The 13199-nt window shown below is 60.0% G+C and carries 15 protein-coding genes; 10 read left to right on the forward strand and 5 right to left on the reverse strand.

From position 1 onward, the window contains the following. Window positions 1-27: 27 nt before the first annotated feature. Window positions 28-432, reverse strand: a complete 405-nt coding sequence (locus ACEN9A_RS00930; protein WP_258672032.1) for an acetyl-CoA sensor PanZ family protein — start codon at window positions 430-432, stop codon at window positions 28-30. 270 nt (window positions 433-702) lie between these two features. Between ACEN9A_RS00930 and ACEN9A_RS00935 the strand changes: the two genes are divergently transcribed. From ACEN9A_RS00935 to ACEN9A_RS00965, 7 genes are all read left to right on the forward strand, one after another. Next, a complete protein-coding gene (locus ACEN9A_RS00935; RefSeq protein ID WP_258672033.1) occupies window positions 703-2364 on the forward strand; it encodes an OFA family MFS transporter in 1662 nt (553 codons plus the stop codon). Between the two features lie 271 nt (window positions 2365-2635). Further along, the gene (gene hisB, locus ACEN9A_RS00940; RefSeq protein ID WP_007939452.1) at window positions 2636-3229 is read left to right on the forward strand and encodes an imidazoleglycerol-phosphate dehydratase HisB; all 594 of its coding nucleotides are present in this window, start codon (window positions 2636-2638) and stop codon (window positions 3227-3229) included. Next, window positions 3229-3867, forward strand: a complete 639-nt coding sequence (gene hisH / locus ACEN9A_RS00945; RefSeq protein WP_258672034.1) for an imidazole glycerol phosphate synthase subunit HisH — start codon at window positions 3229-3231, stop codon at window positions 3865-3867. Before hisB ends, hisH begins: the two co-directional genes overlap by 1 nt. Continuing rightward, window positions 3868-4125, forward strand: coding sequence for a DUF2164 domain-containing protein (locus ACEN9A_RS00950; RefSeq protein WP_008005317.1), 258 nt, complete (start codon window positions 3868-3870; stop codon window positions 4123-4125). A gap of 42 nt (window positions 4126-4167) precedes the next feature. Beyond that, the gene (hisA, locus tag ACEN9A_RS00955; RefSeq protein ID WP_007939449.1) at window positions 4168-4905 is read left to right on the forward strand and encodes a 1-(5-phosphoribosyl)-5-[(5-phosphoribosylamino)methylideneamino]imidazole-4-carboxamide isomerase; all 738 of its coding nucleotides are present in this window, start codon (window positions 4168-4170) and stop codon (window positions 4903-4905) included. A gap of 9 nt (window positions 4906-4914) precedes the next feature. Next, entirely contained in the window at window positions 4915-5685 is a 771-nt protein-coding gene (gene hisF / locus ACEN9A_RS00960) for an imidazole glycerol phosphate synthase subunit HisF (protein WP_018929212.1), read from the forward strand. A gap of 72 nt (window positions 5686-5757) precedes the next feature. Then, window positions 5758-6513, forward strand: a complete 756-nt coding sequence (locus ACEN9A_RS00965; protein ID WP_258672036.1) for a substrate-binding periplasmic protein — start codon at window positions 5758-5760, stop codon at window positions 6511-6513. A gap of 54 nt (window positions 6514-6567) precedes the next feature. Here ACEN9A_RS00965 and ACEN9A_RS00970 read toward each other — a convergent pair whose 3' ends face one another. The 4 genes from ACEN9A_RS00970 to gpmI form a co-directional block, all read right to left on the reverse strand. Further along, on the reverse strand, window positions 6568-7350 hold the full coding sequence (locus ACEN9A_RS00970) for a divergent polysaccharide deacetylase family protein (protein WP_019650822.1): 783 nt from the start codon (window positions 7348-7350) through the stop codon (window positions 6568-6570). A gap of 1 nt (window position 7351) precedes the next feature. Further along, on the reverse strand, window positions 7352-8671 hold the full coding sequence (locus tag ACEN9A_RS00975; protein WP_018929208.1) for a S41 family peptidase: 1320 nt from the start codon (window positions 8669-8671) through the stop codon (window positions 7352-7354). A gap of 34 nt (window positions 8672-8705) precedes the next feature. Continuing rightward, window positions 8706-9998, reverse strand: coding sequence for a murein hydrolase activator EnvC family protein (locus tag ACEN9A_RS00980; protein ID WP_019581805.1), 1293 nt, complete (start codon window positions 9996-9998; stop codon window positions 8706-8708). Between the two features lie 296 nt (window positions 9999-10294). After that, window positions 10295-11824 (reverse strand): 2,3-bisphosphoglycerate-independent phosphoglycerate mutase, encoded by a 1530-nt coding sequence (gene gpmI, locus ACEN9A_RS00985; protein ID WP_019581806.1) that lies wholly within the window; start codon window positions 11822-11824, stop codon window positions 10295-10297. 153 nt (window positions 11825-11977) lie between these two features. On the opposite strand from gpmI, the gene ACEN9A_RS00990 reads away from it, so the two are divergent. Genes ACEN9A_RS00990 through secB form a run of 3 tightly spaced genes read left to right on the forward strand, consistent with a single transcriptional unit; the run spans window position 11978 to window position 13189 of the window. Continuing rightward, on the forward strand, window positions 11978-12391 hold the full coding sequence (locus ACEN9A_RS00990; protein ID WP_018929205.1) for a rhodanese-like domain-containing protein: 414 nt from the start codon (window positions 11978-11980) through the stop codon (window positions 12389-12391). Between the two features lies 1 nt (window position 12392). Then, complete coding sequence (grxC, locus tag ACEN9A_RS00995; RefSeq protein WP_007939440.1) at window positions 12393-12647, forward strand: glutaredoxin 3; 255 nt, start codon at window positions 12393-12395, stop codon at window positions 12645-12647. 56 nt (window positions 12648-12703) lie between these two features. Then, on the forward strand, window positions 12704-13189 hold the full coding sequence (secB, locus tag ACEN9A_RS01000) for a protein-export chaperone SecB (protein WP_007939439.1): 486 nt from the start codon (window positions 12704-12706) through the stop codon (window positions 13187-13189). Window positions 13190-13199: the final 10 nt, after the last annotated feature.

Below are 13199 nucleotides of genomic sequence, written 5' to 3' on the forward strand. Positions count from 1 at the left end.
GCCCCGAAGTGGCTGCCCGGTCAGCGATCATGTCGGGAGCACATCCAGCGGCACTTTCAGCTTAGCCGCCAGCGCCTGGGCTTCTAGGTGCCCGGCGGGCGCCAGCAGGCGCAATGTCGCGCCCGATTGCACCGCCATTTTCTGCGCTTCGCTTACCAGGCGCTCGGCAACACCACGGCGGCGGGTGATTTTTCGTACGCATAAATGGGACAAATGCCAGGTGTCATGGTGCCGTTGCAGACGTGCCGCACCCAGCAGCCGATCGTTGAAGCGTCCAGCGATCAGAGAGCCGTCCCGCAAGCAGCTTTCGATCAGCTCAGCATTGCCTGTAAATGGCGCAAACAGCCAGTCCGGGGCGTCGCGGTAGATCTTCTGCAGATCTTGCTGATCCTGATAAGTGGCCTGGTTCAGCAGCTCGACAATGATCGGCATGGAGATTCCTGTGAAGTTGAACGGAGCCATTCCCCGTACGCGTGAAAACAATGTTCATCCAGTGGTACGAGATCAGATGACATACAAAAGGTGATGTCAGTTTGGTTTTTCTGTCACGTGCAAATGGTAACCTCTGCCCGTTCGTCCGTCCTTCTGCGACGTGATGTCGCACCAAAATGAAGCTTCACCTAACAACAGTCATGTCTGCGTGCATAAAGGCTGGGGGTGAGGAGCGGCTGGCGAACCCTACTAATAATTGGGGGAAACACCATGACTACGAGCATCACGGCGGACGGCTTTGCCGACCGGCCCGCGTTCCTGTCCAAGGAACGCATCATCGCCAAGCCCGGTTTTAACCGTTGGCTTGTACCACCGGCCGCTCTGGCCATCCACCTCTGCATCGGCATGGCCTACGGCTTTTCGGTGTTCTGGCTGCCGCTGTCCAAGGCCCTGGGCGTCACCAAAGCCGTGGCTTGCGCGCCGGACATGAGCTTCATCGCTCAGGTATTTTCGTCGCAATGCGACTGGCCGATCTCGATGCTCGGCTGGATCTACACCCTGTTCTTCATCTTCCTGGGTTGCTCGGCAGCGATCTGGGGCGGCTGGCTCGAACACGCAGGCCCACGCAAGGCAGGTGTTGTATCGGCACTGTGCTGGTGTGGCGGTCTGCTGATTTCGGCGCTGGGGGTCTATACCCACCAGATCTGGCTGATGTGGATCGGCTCCGGGGTCATTGGCGGTATCGGCCTGGGACTGGGCTACATCTCGCCGGTCTCGACCCTGATCAAGTGGTTCCCGGACAAGCGCGGCATGGCGACCGGCATGGCGATCATGGGGTTCGGTGGCGGCGCGATGGTCGGCGCTCCACTGGCTGCGGCCCTGATGGGCCACTTTGCTTCGCCAACCAGCGTCGGTGTATGGCAGAGCTTCCTGGTGATGGCCGCGATCTACTTCGTGTTCATGATCGGTGGCGCGCTGTCCTACCGCGTTCCGCCAACCGGCTGGAAGCCTGAAGGCTGGACGGCTCCGGCGAAAAAAGCTTCGAACGCGATGATCACTCACCGGCACGTCCACGTGAATGTGGCGTGGAAAACCCCGCAATTCCGTCTGGTATGGCTGGTGCTGTGCCTGAACGTTTCGGCGGGTATCGGCATCCTCGGCATGGCTTCGCCGCTGTTGCAGGAAGTGTTCGCCGGTAAATTGCTTGGCAACGACCTGACGTTCGGTCAACTGGACGCTTCGCAACTGGCCTCGATCGCCGCCATTGCTGCCGGTTTCACCGGTCTGCTGAGCCTGTTCAACATCGGCGGCCGGTTTTTCTGGGCTTCGTTCTCGGACTACCTGGGCCGCAAAAACACCTATTTTGTGTTCTTCGCCCTGGGTTTCGCCCTGTACTCGCTGATCCCGAACCTCGGTCACCTGGGCAGCGTTGCGCTGTTCGTGGCGGCGTTCTGCATCATCCTGTCGATGTACGGCGGTGGTTTTGCGACTGTTCCTGCCTACCTGGCGGACCTGTTCGGTACGCAAATGGTCGGCGCGATCCACGGTCGTCTGCTGACAGCCTGGGCGGCGGCGGGTGTGTTGGGGCCGGTGTTGGTGAACTACCTGCGTGAATATCAGCTGAGCATCGGCGTCGAACGTGCCGCGGCATACGACATCACTCTGTACATCCTCGCGGGCCTGCTGGTGTTGGGTTTCATCTGCAACCTGCTGGTGCGCCCGGTGGCGGACAAGTACTTCATGACCGACGCCGAACTGGCCGCCGAACAGGCGCTGGGCCACGACAAGGGTGCTGACGCCAGCACCGTGCTGGAGTGGAAAGCGGATGCGGGCACCAAACCATTGGCGGTGGCTGCGTGGCTGGTTGTAGGGATTCCGTTGGCGTGGGGTGTTTGGGTGACCCTGCAGAAAACCGCTGTCTTGTTCCACTAAGAGACACTTTGTGCCTGACATGTGTGGTGTCAGGCACATTGGGTTTATGCCCGAAAAGATCGCAGCCTTCGGCAGCTCCTACGGTCAGCGTGTGGACTCGGTCGGTGTAGGAGCTGCCGAAGGCTGCGATCTTTTGCTTGTATGGACATGTCTATCCCCGACGGCACGGGGTTCACTCCGTCAGTGATATCACCTCCCGTGTTTCTGTTTAGCGCCCGCGACCCTATAATGGCTGCCTTTTTCGCCCCAATGATTTTTTGCGGAGCTGGTGATGGCCGAACGTATGGCGTCTGTCGAGCGCGACACTCTGGAAACCCAGATCAAAGCCTCGATCAACCTGGATGGCACCGGAAAGGCCCGATTTGATATCGGTGTGCCTTTTCTTGAGCACATGCTGGACCAGATCGCCCGTCACGGGCTGATCGACCTGGATATTGTCAGCAAGGGCGACCTGCATATCGACGACCACCACACGGTGGAAGACGTCGGTATCACCCTGGGTCAGGCCTTCACCAAAGCCATCGGCGACAAGAAAGGCATCCGTCGCTACGGCCACGCCTACGTGCCGCTCGATGAAGCGTTGTCGCGTGTGGTGATCGACTTCTCCGGCCGTCCTGGCCTGCAGATGCATGTTCCGTATACCCGCGCTACCGTCGGTGGCTTCGACGTTGACCTGTTCCAGGAATTTTTCCAGGGCTTCGTCAACCACGCCAACGTCACCCTGCACATCGACAATCTGCGTGGGCACAACACCCACCACCAGATCGAGACCGTGTTCAAGGCTTTCGGCCGCGCCCTGCGCATGGCCGTGGAGCTGGATGACCGCATGGCCGGGCAAATGCCTTCGACCAAAGGCGTTCTGTAATGCAGACGGTCGCGGTTATCGATTACGGCATGGGCAACCTGCACTCGGTGGCCAAGGCCCTCGAGCACGTCGGTGCCGGCAAGGTCTTGATCACCAGCGATGCCGACGTGATTCGCGAAGCCGACCGGGTGGTATTCCCCGGTGTTGGCGCGATTCGCGATTGCATGGCGGAGATCCGTCGCCTGGGCTTCGATTCGCTGGTGCGTGAAGTCAGCCAAGACCGTCCATTCCTCGGCATCTGCGTGGGCATGCAAGCCTTGCTCGACAGCAGCGAAGAGAACGACGGCGTCGACTGCATCCGCATGTTCCCGGGCCAGGTGAAGTTCTTCGGCAAAGATTTGCACGAGGACGGCGAACACCTGAAAGTGCCGCACATGGGCTGGAACGAAGTGAAGCAGACGGTGAGTCACCCGCTGTGGCACAACGTACCGGACCTGGCGCGTTTCTACTTCGTGCACAGCTACTACATCGCTGCCGGCAATGCGCGGCAGGTGGTCGGTAGCGGTCACTACGGGGTCGATTTCGCTGCCGCTCTGGCCGATGGCTCGCGTTTCGCCGTGCAGTTCCACCCGGAGAAGAGCCATACCCATGGCCTGCAATTGCTGCAGAACTTCGCTGCGTGGGATGGTCGCTGGTAAATGGCTGTCAAGAAGAAGCCGCCGATCCTGACCCTCACTCCCGAGCAGGAGAGCGAGGCCAATCACAAGATCAAACGCTTCATGGAAGACCGCTTCGAACTGGACCTGGGTTCGTTCGAAGCGGCTGAAATCCTTGAGCTGTTTACCCGCGAAATTGCTCCGCACTATTACAACAGGGCGATTTTCGATGTGCAGACGCACCTCAAAGAGAGGTTCGAAAGCATCGAAAGCGACCTGTGGGCGCTCGAGAAAAACTGATTTCCGAGCGAAGCTGAACACTCGAATTTGAAGGTTTGCCAGATGCTGATTATTCCCGCTATCGATCTCAAAGACGGTGCCTGTGTTCGTCTGCGCCAGGGCCGCATGGAAGATTCCACAGTGTTCTCCGATGACCCGGTGAGCATGGCTGCCAAGTGGGTGGAGGGCGGTTGCCGTCGTCTGCATCTGGTCGACTTGAATGGCGCGTTCGAAGGCCAGCCGGTCAACGGCGAAGTGGTCACCGCCATCGCCAAGCGCTACCCGAACCTGCCGATTCAGATCGGCGGCGGTATCCGTTCCCTGGAAACCATTGAACACTACGTGAAAGCTGGTGTGAGCTACGTGATCATCGGCACCAAGGCCGTGAAAGATCCGGCCTTCGTCGCTGAAGCCTGCCGCGCGTTCCCGGGCAAGGTGATTGTCGGCCTCGATGCCAAAGACGGTTTTGTCGCCACCGACGGCTGGGCTGAAATCAGCACCGTGCAGGTCATTGACCTGGCCAGGCAATTCGAAGCCGACGGCGTGTCCGCGATCGTTTATACCGACATCGCCAAAGACGGCATGATGCAGGGCTGCAACGTCTCTTACACCGCTGCTTTGGCTGCTGCGACGAAGATCCCGGTCATTGCATCCGGCGGTATCCACAATCTGGGTGACATCAAGTCGCTGCTCGACGCCAAGGCACCAGGCATCATCGGCGCCATCACCGGCCGGGCGATCTACGAAGGCACCCTCGATGTCGCTGAAGCGCAAGCTTTCTGCGATTCGTACAAAGGCTGAGGACTCACCATGGCGCTGGCCAAACGCATCATCCCTTGCCTGGACGTGGATAACGGCCGGGTGGTCAAGGGCGTCAAGTTCGAGAACATTCGCGATGCCGGCGACCCGGTGGAAATCGCCCGTCGCTACGACGAGCAGGGTGCCGACGAGATTACCTTTCTCGACATCACTGCCAGCGTCGACGGCCGCGACACCACGCTGCACACCGTCGAGCGCATGGCCAGCCAGGTGTTTATCCCGCTGACTGTGGGCGGTGGCGTGCGTACCGTGCAGGACATTCGCAATCTGCTGAACGCCGGTGCGGACAAGGTCTCGATCAACACCGCTGCAGTGTTCAACCCGGAATTCGTCGGCGAAGCGGCGCAGCATTTCGGTTCGCAGTGCATTGTCGTCGCGATTGACGCCAAGAAAGTTTCCGGTCCGGGCGAACCCCCGCGCTGGGAAATCTTCACCCACGGTGGTCGCAAGCCAACCGGCCTCGACGCCGTTGAGTGGGCGAAGAAAATGGAAGGTCTCGGTGCCGGCGAAATCCTGCTGACCAGCATGGACCAGGACGGCATGAAAAACGGCTTCGATCTGGGTGTCACCCGCGCTATCAGTGATGCGCTGGGGATTCCGGTGATCGCCTCCGGTGGTGTCGGCAACTTGCAGCATTTGGCCGACGGTATTCTTGAAGGCCACGCCAGTGCGGTATTGGCGGCGAGTATTTTCCACTTCGGCGAATACACCGTTCAGGAAGCCAAGGCCTACATGGCCCATCGCGGAATCGTGATGCGTTAAACATACAGGCCAGTGGACAGCATGGCGGGCTCAGGGCACTCTTGGGCACGCCATGGATTCCGGTAGCCCGACATGCTTAAACGACTTCTTCTTGCCCTCGCTAGTGCTTCTCTGTTGTTCATCAACGGAGTTCACGCCGAAGAAAGTCCCGACACCGGCCTGGTGCTGCTGACGGAAAACTTCCCGCCGTACAACATGGCGAAGAACGGCAAGAACTTTGCCCAGGACGAGAACATCAACGGCGTCGCCGTGGACATCGTCCGCGAGATGTTCAAGCGCGCCAATATCCCCTACAGCCTGACGCTGCGTTTCCCTTGGGAGCGAATCTACAAACTCGCCCTGGAAAAGCCCGGTTATGGCGTGTTCGTAATGGCGCGGCTGCCGGACCGCGAGAAACTCTTCAAGTGGGTCGGCCCTATCGGCCCGGACGACTGGATCATGCTGGCCAAGGCTGATAGCAAAATCACCCTGGAATCGCTGGATCAGGCGCGTAAATACAAGATTGGCGCCTACAAGGGCGATGCGATTGCCGAGACATTGGCCAAGCAAGGGCTGAAGCCGATTGTGGTGCTGCGCGACCAGGACAATGCGAAGAAGCTGGCTAACGGTCAGATCGATCTGTGGGCTACGGGTGATCCGGCGGGGCGTTACCTGGCGCGGCTGGACGGGGTGACCGGGCTCAAGACCGTGCTGCGCTTCAATAGCGCCGAGCTGTACCTGGCCCTGAACAAGGACGTGCCGGATGAGACCGTGGCCAAGCTGCAGGCTGCGCTGGATCAGTTGCGCAAGGAAGGTGTGGTGGACGACATCATGGGGCGGTATCTCTAGACCGCAACACCGAGCCTTGTAGCTTACGCAAAACACTGTGGGAGGTGCGGCAAGTTAGCGGTAGACGCCATCTTTGCCATGAGCAGCCGTCGCACGATTGCCGCGCACGCTGATCATCAATTTGATGTCGATCCAGTCAATTCCCTGTGCCTTGAGCTTGGGCAACTCACGCTCCAGCACCGCCAGAGTCTGCGGATACGGATGCCCGATCATCACCGCAGAGCCCTGCTTGCGCGCCAGGCTGATCGCCGTCTGTAGCTGTGTGAAGATCGCCGCTTCGGTGGGCTCGTCATCCAGAAACACATCCCGCGAAACACTTGCCAGGCCAATCTTCTGCGCCTCGGCGGCGGCCACGGTTTGCGCACTGGTGCGGCTGTCGACGAAGAATTTGTGCTTACGCTGCAAGTCCGCCATCAGCCAGGCCATGGCCGGTTGCTGAGCGGTCATGCGGCTACCCATGTGGTTATTGATGCCGGCGGTATAGGGCACCATGTTGAACGCGGCGTTCAGGCGCTTTTCAAGTTCTTCGATGGGCAACTCGGGATGCCAGGCGAATGGTCCGGTGGCCGGATCCATGGGCATATGCAGAATGACAGTCTTGCCGGCGCGATGGGCTTCGCGGGCGAATTCGGTGGCGTGGGGTGTATCGGGCATGATTGCCGTGGTGACCGGGCCGGGCAGGGCCAGCACGCGGCGATCCCGGGGCAGGTTCTGCCCCAGGTCATCGATGATCAGGCTCAGATAAGCCTTGTGAGGTGTGGTCGCTGTCGTGGCAGGTGCTGCGTGAGCAACTCCCGCCAGACTGCACAGCAGACCGAGTAGTAACCGCAGGCGCATCTCAGTGGCCGCGGGTGATGCTCAGTCCTTTGAGCAGGCTCAGGGCCTGGGCCAGCTGGTAATCGTCATCCTGCGGCATGGCCTTGGCTTTGCCGCCCGAACCGCTCGGTTTGTCGGCGCCGCCGTTGCCATTGCCCAAGTGACCTTGCAGATCGGCTTCCTTGAAGTAATCGCCGTCCTGCTCGTTGGTGATCTTGGCCTTGCGCACTTCGATGTCCGGGACAATGCCCTGAGCCTGAATCGAGCGGCCGTTCGGCGTGTAGTACAGCGCCGTGGTGATTTTCAGTGCGCGGTCGTTGTTCAGCGGCAACACGGTCTGGACCGAACCTTTGCCGAAACTGGTGGTGCCCATGACCACCGCACGTTTCTGATCCTGCAGGGCGCCGGCGACAATTTCCGAGGCCGAGGCGCTGCCACCGTTGATCAGCACGACCATTGGCACGGCTTCGCTTTCGTCCTTGCCGGTGGCGGAGAAGCGCAGTTCAGAGTTGGCGATGCGGCCCTTGGTGTAGACGATCAGGCCCTTGGTGATGAAGTGGTCGACCACTTCCACCGCCGATTGCAGCACGCCGCCCGGGTTGTTACGCAGGTCGAGGACGATGCCGCTGAGCTTCTTGCCGTTGTCCTTGCGCAGCTTGGCCAAGGCCTTGGAGACCTCTTCGCCGGTCTTGACCTGGAACTGGGTGATGCGGATGTAGCCGTAGCCGGATTCCAGCAGCTGGCTCTTGACGCTTTTCACCTGGATGGTGGCGCGGACCAGGGTCACGTCGAACGGAGTGCCGCCATCGCGGACCAGGGTCAGGGTGATCTTCTGGCCGATCTTGCCGCGCATCTTGTCCACGGCTTCGGTCATGCTTTGGCCGCGAGTCGGCTGGCCGTTGATCTTGACGATGAAGTCGCCGGCCTGGATGCCAGCCTTGGAGGCTGGGGTGTCATCGATAGGCGAGACCACTTTGATGAAACCGTCTTCCGCGCCGACTTCGATGCCCAGGCCGCCAAATTCGCCACTGGTGCTTTCCTGCAATTCAGTGAAGTCTTCCGGGCCCAGGTAGGCGGAGTGCGGGTCGAGGTTGCTGAGCATGCCTTTGATGGCGTTTTCCAGCAGGGTCTTGTCATCTACCGGTTCTACATAGGCTGCCTTGATCCGGTCCATGACTTCGGCAAAGGTGCGCAACTCGTCCAGCGGCAATGGCGCCTTGGTGGTCGCAGCAGTGCCGGCAGGCGCGACCGCCGGGGCCGGTTGAGCGGCAAACGCCAGAGGCGCGCCGATCACCAGGGCGATCGTCAGAGCCAGCGAGGTAAGGCGGGACAAATGCAGCATGTCGAACGAACTCCTAATGTAGGTGACTCAACGCCTATCCTTGCGCGCGGCACCATTGCGCCGGGTCACTCGGGTGACCCTGCTGACGAATAGCGAAATACAGCGCTGGTGTGTCCTGCCCGCCACTGTTACCGACAGTGGAGATGGACTCACCGGCTTTTACCACGTCACCCGCAGACTTGAGCAGCGTCTGGTTGTGACCGTAAAGACTCAAAAAGCCGTTGCCGTGGTCGAGAATCACCAGCAGCCCGGCCCCACGCAGCCAGTCGGCAAACACCACGCGACCGCCGTGCACGGCATGCACCTGGCTGCCGGCGGAGGCGCTGATCATCACGCCGTCCCACTTGGTGCGGGCATCGTCGCCACGGGTTTCACCGAAGCGTGCCAGCAGTCGACCATCAACCGGCCATGGAAGTTTGCCGCGAGTCGAAGCAAAAGGACCGCCGAAGGTCTCGCCTGAACTTGAAACCAGGGCACCGGGCGTCGATTTGGCGGGTTTGCGTGGGGCGTCGCTGGCGTCTGCTTCAGCCTGAGCCTCACGTAACCGCTTTTTTTCGGCTTCCTGCTGGGCGATCAGCGCTTTTTGCCGCGCTTCTTCTGCCTCTCGGGCCTGACGAGCCAGGGTTTCTTCAATGGTTTTAAGGACTTTAGACAGGTCTGCCTGATCCTGCTCGCGGGCGGCCAGTTTCTGGTCGCGAGCCTTCACGTCGTCATTGAGCTTGGCCAGGACTTGCTGGCGCTCCTTGCGGACCTTGTCGAGTTCGTCGCGCTGGCTGTCGAGGCTGCTTTTCTGCACCAGCAATTGCGCTTGCTGCATGGAGATGTCTTTTTCGACATTGGCCAGTTGGCGCAGGGTTTCGTTGAAATTCTTCAGCTGCTCCAGGCGGGCCTGGCTCAGGTAGTCGTAATAGGTGAGGGTGCGGGCGAATTTTTCCGGGTTCTGCTGGTTGAGCAGCAGTTTCAGGTACTCCTGGCGGCCATTCTGATAGGCCGCGCGGGCCTGGATGGCGATCAGTCGTTGCTGTTCAACGCGCGCGCTCTGGAGTTTTTTTTTCTCGGCATCGAGTCGCTGCAGCTCGGATTCGCTTTTCTTCAGCTCTTTTTGCAGCGCCTCGACCTGCTTCTCGAGCTTGCCCATCTCGGTTTCGGTGCCTTTGAGGTCTTTCTGCACCCCGGACTTTTCTTCCTGCAGCTTGCCCAGCAGCTTTTTCAGTTCGGCAATGTCCTGACGCGTGGCGTCCAACTGTTGTTGGGTTTGCGTGCGCTCGTCGGCAAAGGCCGGTTGGAGCAGGCATGTCAGAGCGAGGGCTATCAGGACGCGAAGCATAGAGGCGGGCGACACCAGGGAAAGGGACGGCCTAGTATGCCCGCCCCACGCTGCAAAAAAAACGCCCAATTGGGACTGTGTGATAACTGGAGTGAAAACCAATGGGGGAGCGAGCCTGTGTGGCGAGGGGGCTTGCCCCCGTTGGGTCGCGAAGCGGCCCCAAATTTTGCAATTGCGGTGTACCAGGTACACCGCATGCAATGGTTTTACGACTGCTGCGCAGCCGAACGGGGGCAAGCCCCCTCACCACACAAGCCCGCTCCCACAGGGTTTGGCGGTGTTTTTGAAGAAGCGGATTACACCAGAATCGAAGTCCCGGTCATTTCCACAGGCTTCTCAAGCCCCAGCAACTTCAGCATGGTCGGCGCCACGTCTGCCAGCACGCCGCCTTCGCGAACCTTCAAGTCACGCTTGCCGACATAGATGAACGGCACCGGCTCGGTGGTGTGGGCAGTGTGGGCTTGGCCGGTGGAGGCGTCGGACATTTGCTCGACGTTGCCGTGGTCGGCAGTAATCAGGGCTTCGCCGCCGACTTTTTCCAGCGCCGTGACGATACGGCCGACGCAGGTGTCCAGGCATTCCACAGCTTTCACCGCCGCCTCGAACACACCGCTGTGGCCGACCATGTCGCCGTTGGCGTAGTTGACCACGATCACGTCGTAACGCTGGTTTTCAATGGCATCGACGATGCGGTCGGTGACTTCCGGGGCACTCATCTCGGGCTGCAAGTCATAGGTGGCGACTTTCGGCGACGGGATCAGGATGCGTTCTTCGCCCGGGAACGGTTCTTCGCGGCCGCCGGAGAAGAAGAAGGTCACGTGGGCATACTTCTCGGTTTCGGCGATGCGCAGCTGTGTCTTGCCGTTTTTCGCCAGGTAATCGCCCAGTACGTTTTCCAGGCTACCCGCAGCGAAAGCCGACGGCGCGGGGATGCTGGCGGCGTATTGGGTCAGCATGACGAAACCGGCCAGTTTTGGCTGGCGAGCACGTTCGAATTCCTTGAAATCGTCTTCGACGAACACGCGGGTCAGTTCGCGGGCACGGTCGGCGCGGAAGTTCATGAAGACCACGGCGTCGCCATCTTCGACCTTCACCGGCTCACCGATGCTGGTGGCTTTGACGAATTCGTCGCTCTCGCCACGTTCGTACGCGGCTTGCAGGCCTTCCTGGGCGGTGGCGGCATTGAATTCGCTGGCGCCATCGACGATCAGGTTGTAGGCCTGGGACACGCGATCCCAACGGTTGTCGCGGTCCATGGCGTAATAACGGCCAATGATGCTGGCGATCCGGCCTTTGCCGAGGGCCTGGAAGGTCGCGTCCAGCAACTCGATCGACGACTGGGCGCTTTTCGGCGGCGTGTCGCGGCCGTCGAGGAAGGCGTGCAGGTAGATTTTTTCGGCGCCGCGCTTGAAGGCCAGCTCAGCCATGGCGACCAGGTGGTCCTGGTGGCTGTGAACGCCGCCATCGGACAGCAGCCCCATGAAGTGCACGGCTTTGCCGGCAGCGACGGCTTTATCCACCGCGGCGCAGATGGTCGGGTTCTCGAAGAACTCGCCATCGCGGATCGCTTTGGTCACGCGTGTGAAGTCCTGATACACCACCCGACCGGCGCCGAGGTTCATGTGGCCGACTTCGGAGTTGCCCATCTGGCCGTCCGGTAAGCCGACGTCCATGCCGCTGCCCGAGATCAGGCCGTTCGGCACGGTGGCCCACAGACGGTCCAGTACGGGCTTCTTCGCCGCATAGATGGCGTTGGATTCAGGGCTCTCACTGTGACCGAAGCCGTCGAGAATAATCAGGACCAAAGGTTTAGGCGTGGTAGTCATGGATTCCACTCGTGGCTGAATTAAAAGAGGGCGATGGAAAAGGGAGTAGGAGTTTAAAGCTAAGTTCCGGCGCCGTCACCGCCGGACGGGGTTTGGCCCACCATAGTGGCTGTGTATACTGGCCGACATTTTAACGCCCTGGAACCTCCTTCGATGGTTGATCACCTGATTCAATTCGCCACCAACCACTACATTCTCGTGGGTATCTTCGTTGTACTGGCGGCCCTGCTATTGGCCTATCAGATGCAAGGCGGCGGCCGCAGCCTGAGCACCGGTGAACTGACCGGGCTGGTCAACAAGGACGCAGGTGTAGTGGTCGACATTCGTCCGACCAAGGATTTCGCCGCCGGTCACATCGTTGGCGCGTTGAACATTCCTCAGGACAAACTGACCGCTCGCGTCGGCGAACTGGAAAAGCACAAGGCCAAGACCATTATCCTGGTCGATGCCATGGGCCAGACCGCCGGTACTCATGCCCGTGAACTGGTGAAAGCCGGTTTCACCGCTGCCAAGCTGTCTGGCGGTATTTCCAGCTGGAAAGCCGACAATCTGCCACTGGTGAAGTGATATGAACAACGTCGTCGTCTATTCCAGCGATTACTGCCCTTATTGCTCGCGAGCCAAGTACCTGCTCGAGAACAAAGGCGTGGCCTTCGAAGAGATCAAGGTCGATGGCAAGCCGCAGGTGCGTGCCGCGATGGCTCAGAAAGCCGGGCGTACGTCCGTGCCGCAGATCTGGATCGGCAGCACCCACGTTGGCGGCTGTGATGATTTGTTTGCCCTGGAGCGCGCCGGCAAGCTCGACGCCATGCTCAAGGCCTGACTGCGTTACTTAGAAATAGCTAACCCTATAAGACCCGAGATCAGAAAGGATCTGAGATGACTGACCAACAGAACACTGCAGCTAGCGAAGAAGAAAACGCACCGCAATTCTCCTTGCAGCGCATCTACGTACGTGACTTGTCCTTCGAAGCCCCGAAAAGCCCGGCAATCTTCCGCCAGCAGTGGGAACCGAGCGTCGGTCTGGATCTGAACACCCGTCAGAAGGCGCTGGAAGGCGACTTCCACGAAGTCGTGCTGACCCTGTCGGTCACCGTGAAAAACGGTGAAGAAGTGGCGTTCATCGCTGAAGTGCAACAAGCCGGGATCTTCCTGATCAAGAACCTGGACGCGGCTTCGATGAGCCACACCCTGGGCGCGTTCTGCCCGAACATCCTGTTCCCGTACGCGCGCGAAACCCTGGACAGCCTGGTGACCCGCGGTTCGTTCCCGGCCCTGATGCTGGCCCCGGTGAACTTCGACGCGCTGTACGCACAAGAGCTGCAACGCATGCAGGCGGCTGGCGAGACTCCGACCGTTCAATAAAAGAAGTTTC

Source organism: Pseudomonas sp. Pseusp18 (assembly GCF_059506005.1).

What these genes read in the sequence shown, in the direction of transcription:
- ACEN9A_RS00930 (WP_258672032.1), bottom strand. Translation starts at nt 432, where the DNA reads ATGCCGATCATTGTCGAGCTGCTGAACCAGGCCACTTATCAGGATCAG.
- ACEN9A_RS00935 (WP_258672033.1), top strand. Translation starts at nt 703, where the DNA reads ATGACTACGAGCATCACGGCGGACGGCTTTGCCGACCGGCCCGCGTTC.
- hisB (WP_007939452.1), top strand. Translation starts at nt 2,636, where the DNA reads ATGGCCGAACGTATGGCGTCTGTCGAGCGCGACACTCTGGAAACCCAG.
- hisH (WP_258672034.1), top strand. Translation starts at nt 3,229, where the DNA reads ATGCAGACGGTCGCGGTTATCGATTACGGCATGGGCAACCTGCACTCG.
- ACEN9A_RS00950 (WP_008005317.1), top strand. Translation starts at nt 3,868, where the DNA reads ATGGCTGTCAAGAAGAAGCCGCCGATCCTGACCCTCACTCCCGAGCAG.
- hisA (WP_007939449.1), top strand. Translation starts at nt 4,168, where the DNA reads ATGCTGATTATTCCCGCTATCGATCTCAAAGACGGTGCCTGTGTTCGT.
- hisF (WP_018929212.1), top strand. Translation starts at nt 4,915, where the DNA reads ATGGCGCTGGCCAAACGCATCATCCCTTGCCTGGACGTGGATAACGGC.
- ACEN9A_RS00965 (WP_258672036.1), top strand. Translation starts at nt 5,758, where the DNA reads ATGCTTAAACGACTTCTTCTTGCCCTCGCTAGTGCTTCTCTGTTGTTC.
- ACEN9A_RS00970 (WP_019650822.1), bottom strand. Translation starts at nt 7,350, where the DNA reads ATGCGCCTGCGGTTACTACTCGGTCTGCTGTGCAGTCTGGCGGGAGTT.
- ACEN9A_RS00975 (WP_018929208.1), bottom strand. Translation starts at nt 8,671, where the DNA reads ATGCTGCATTTGTCCCGCCTTACCTCGCTGGCTCTGACGATCGCCCTG.
- ACEN9A_RS00980 (WP_019581805.1), bottom strand. Translation starts at nt 9,998, where the DNA reads ATGCTTCGCGTCCTGATAGCCCTCGCTCTGACATGCCTGCTCCAACCG.
- gpmI (WP_019581806.1), bottom strand. Translation starts at nt 11,824, where the DNA reads ATGACTACCACGCCTAAACCTTTGGTCCTGATTATTCTCGACGGCTTC.
- ACEN9A_RS00990 (WP_018929205.1), top strand. Translation starts at nt 11,978, where the DNA reads ATGGTTGATCACCTGATTCAATTCGCCACCAACCACTACATTCTCGTG.
- grxC (WP_007939440.1), top strand. Translation starts at nt 12,393, where the DNA reads ATGAACAACGTCGTCGTCTATTCCAGCGATTACTGCCCTTATTGCTCG.
- secB (WP_007939439.1), top strand. Translation starts at nt 12,704, where the DNA reads ATGACTGACCAACAGAACACTGCAGCTAGCGAAGAAGAAAACGCACCG.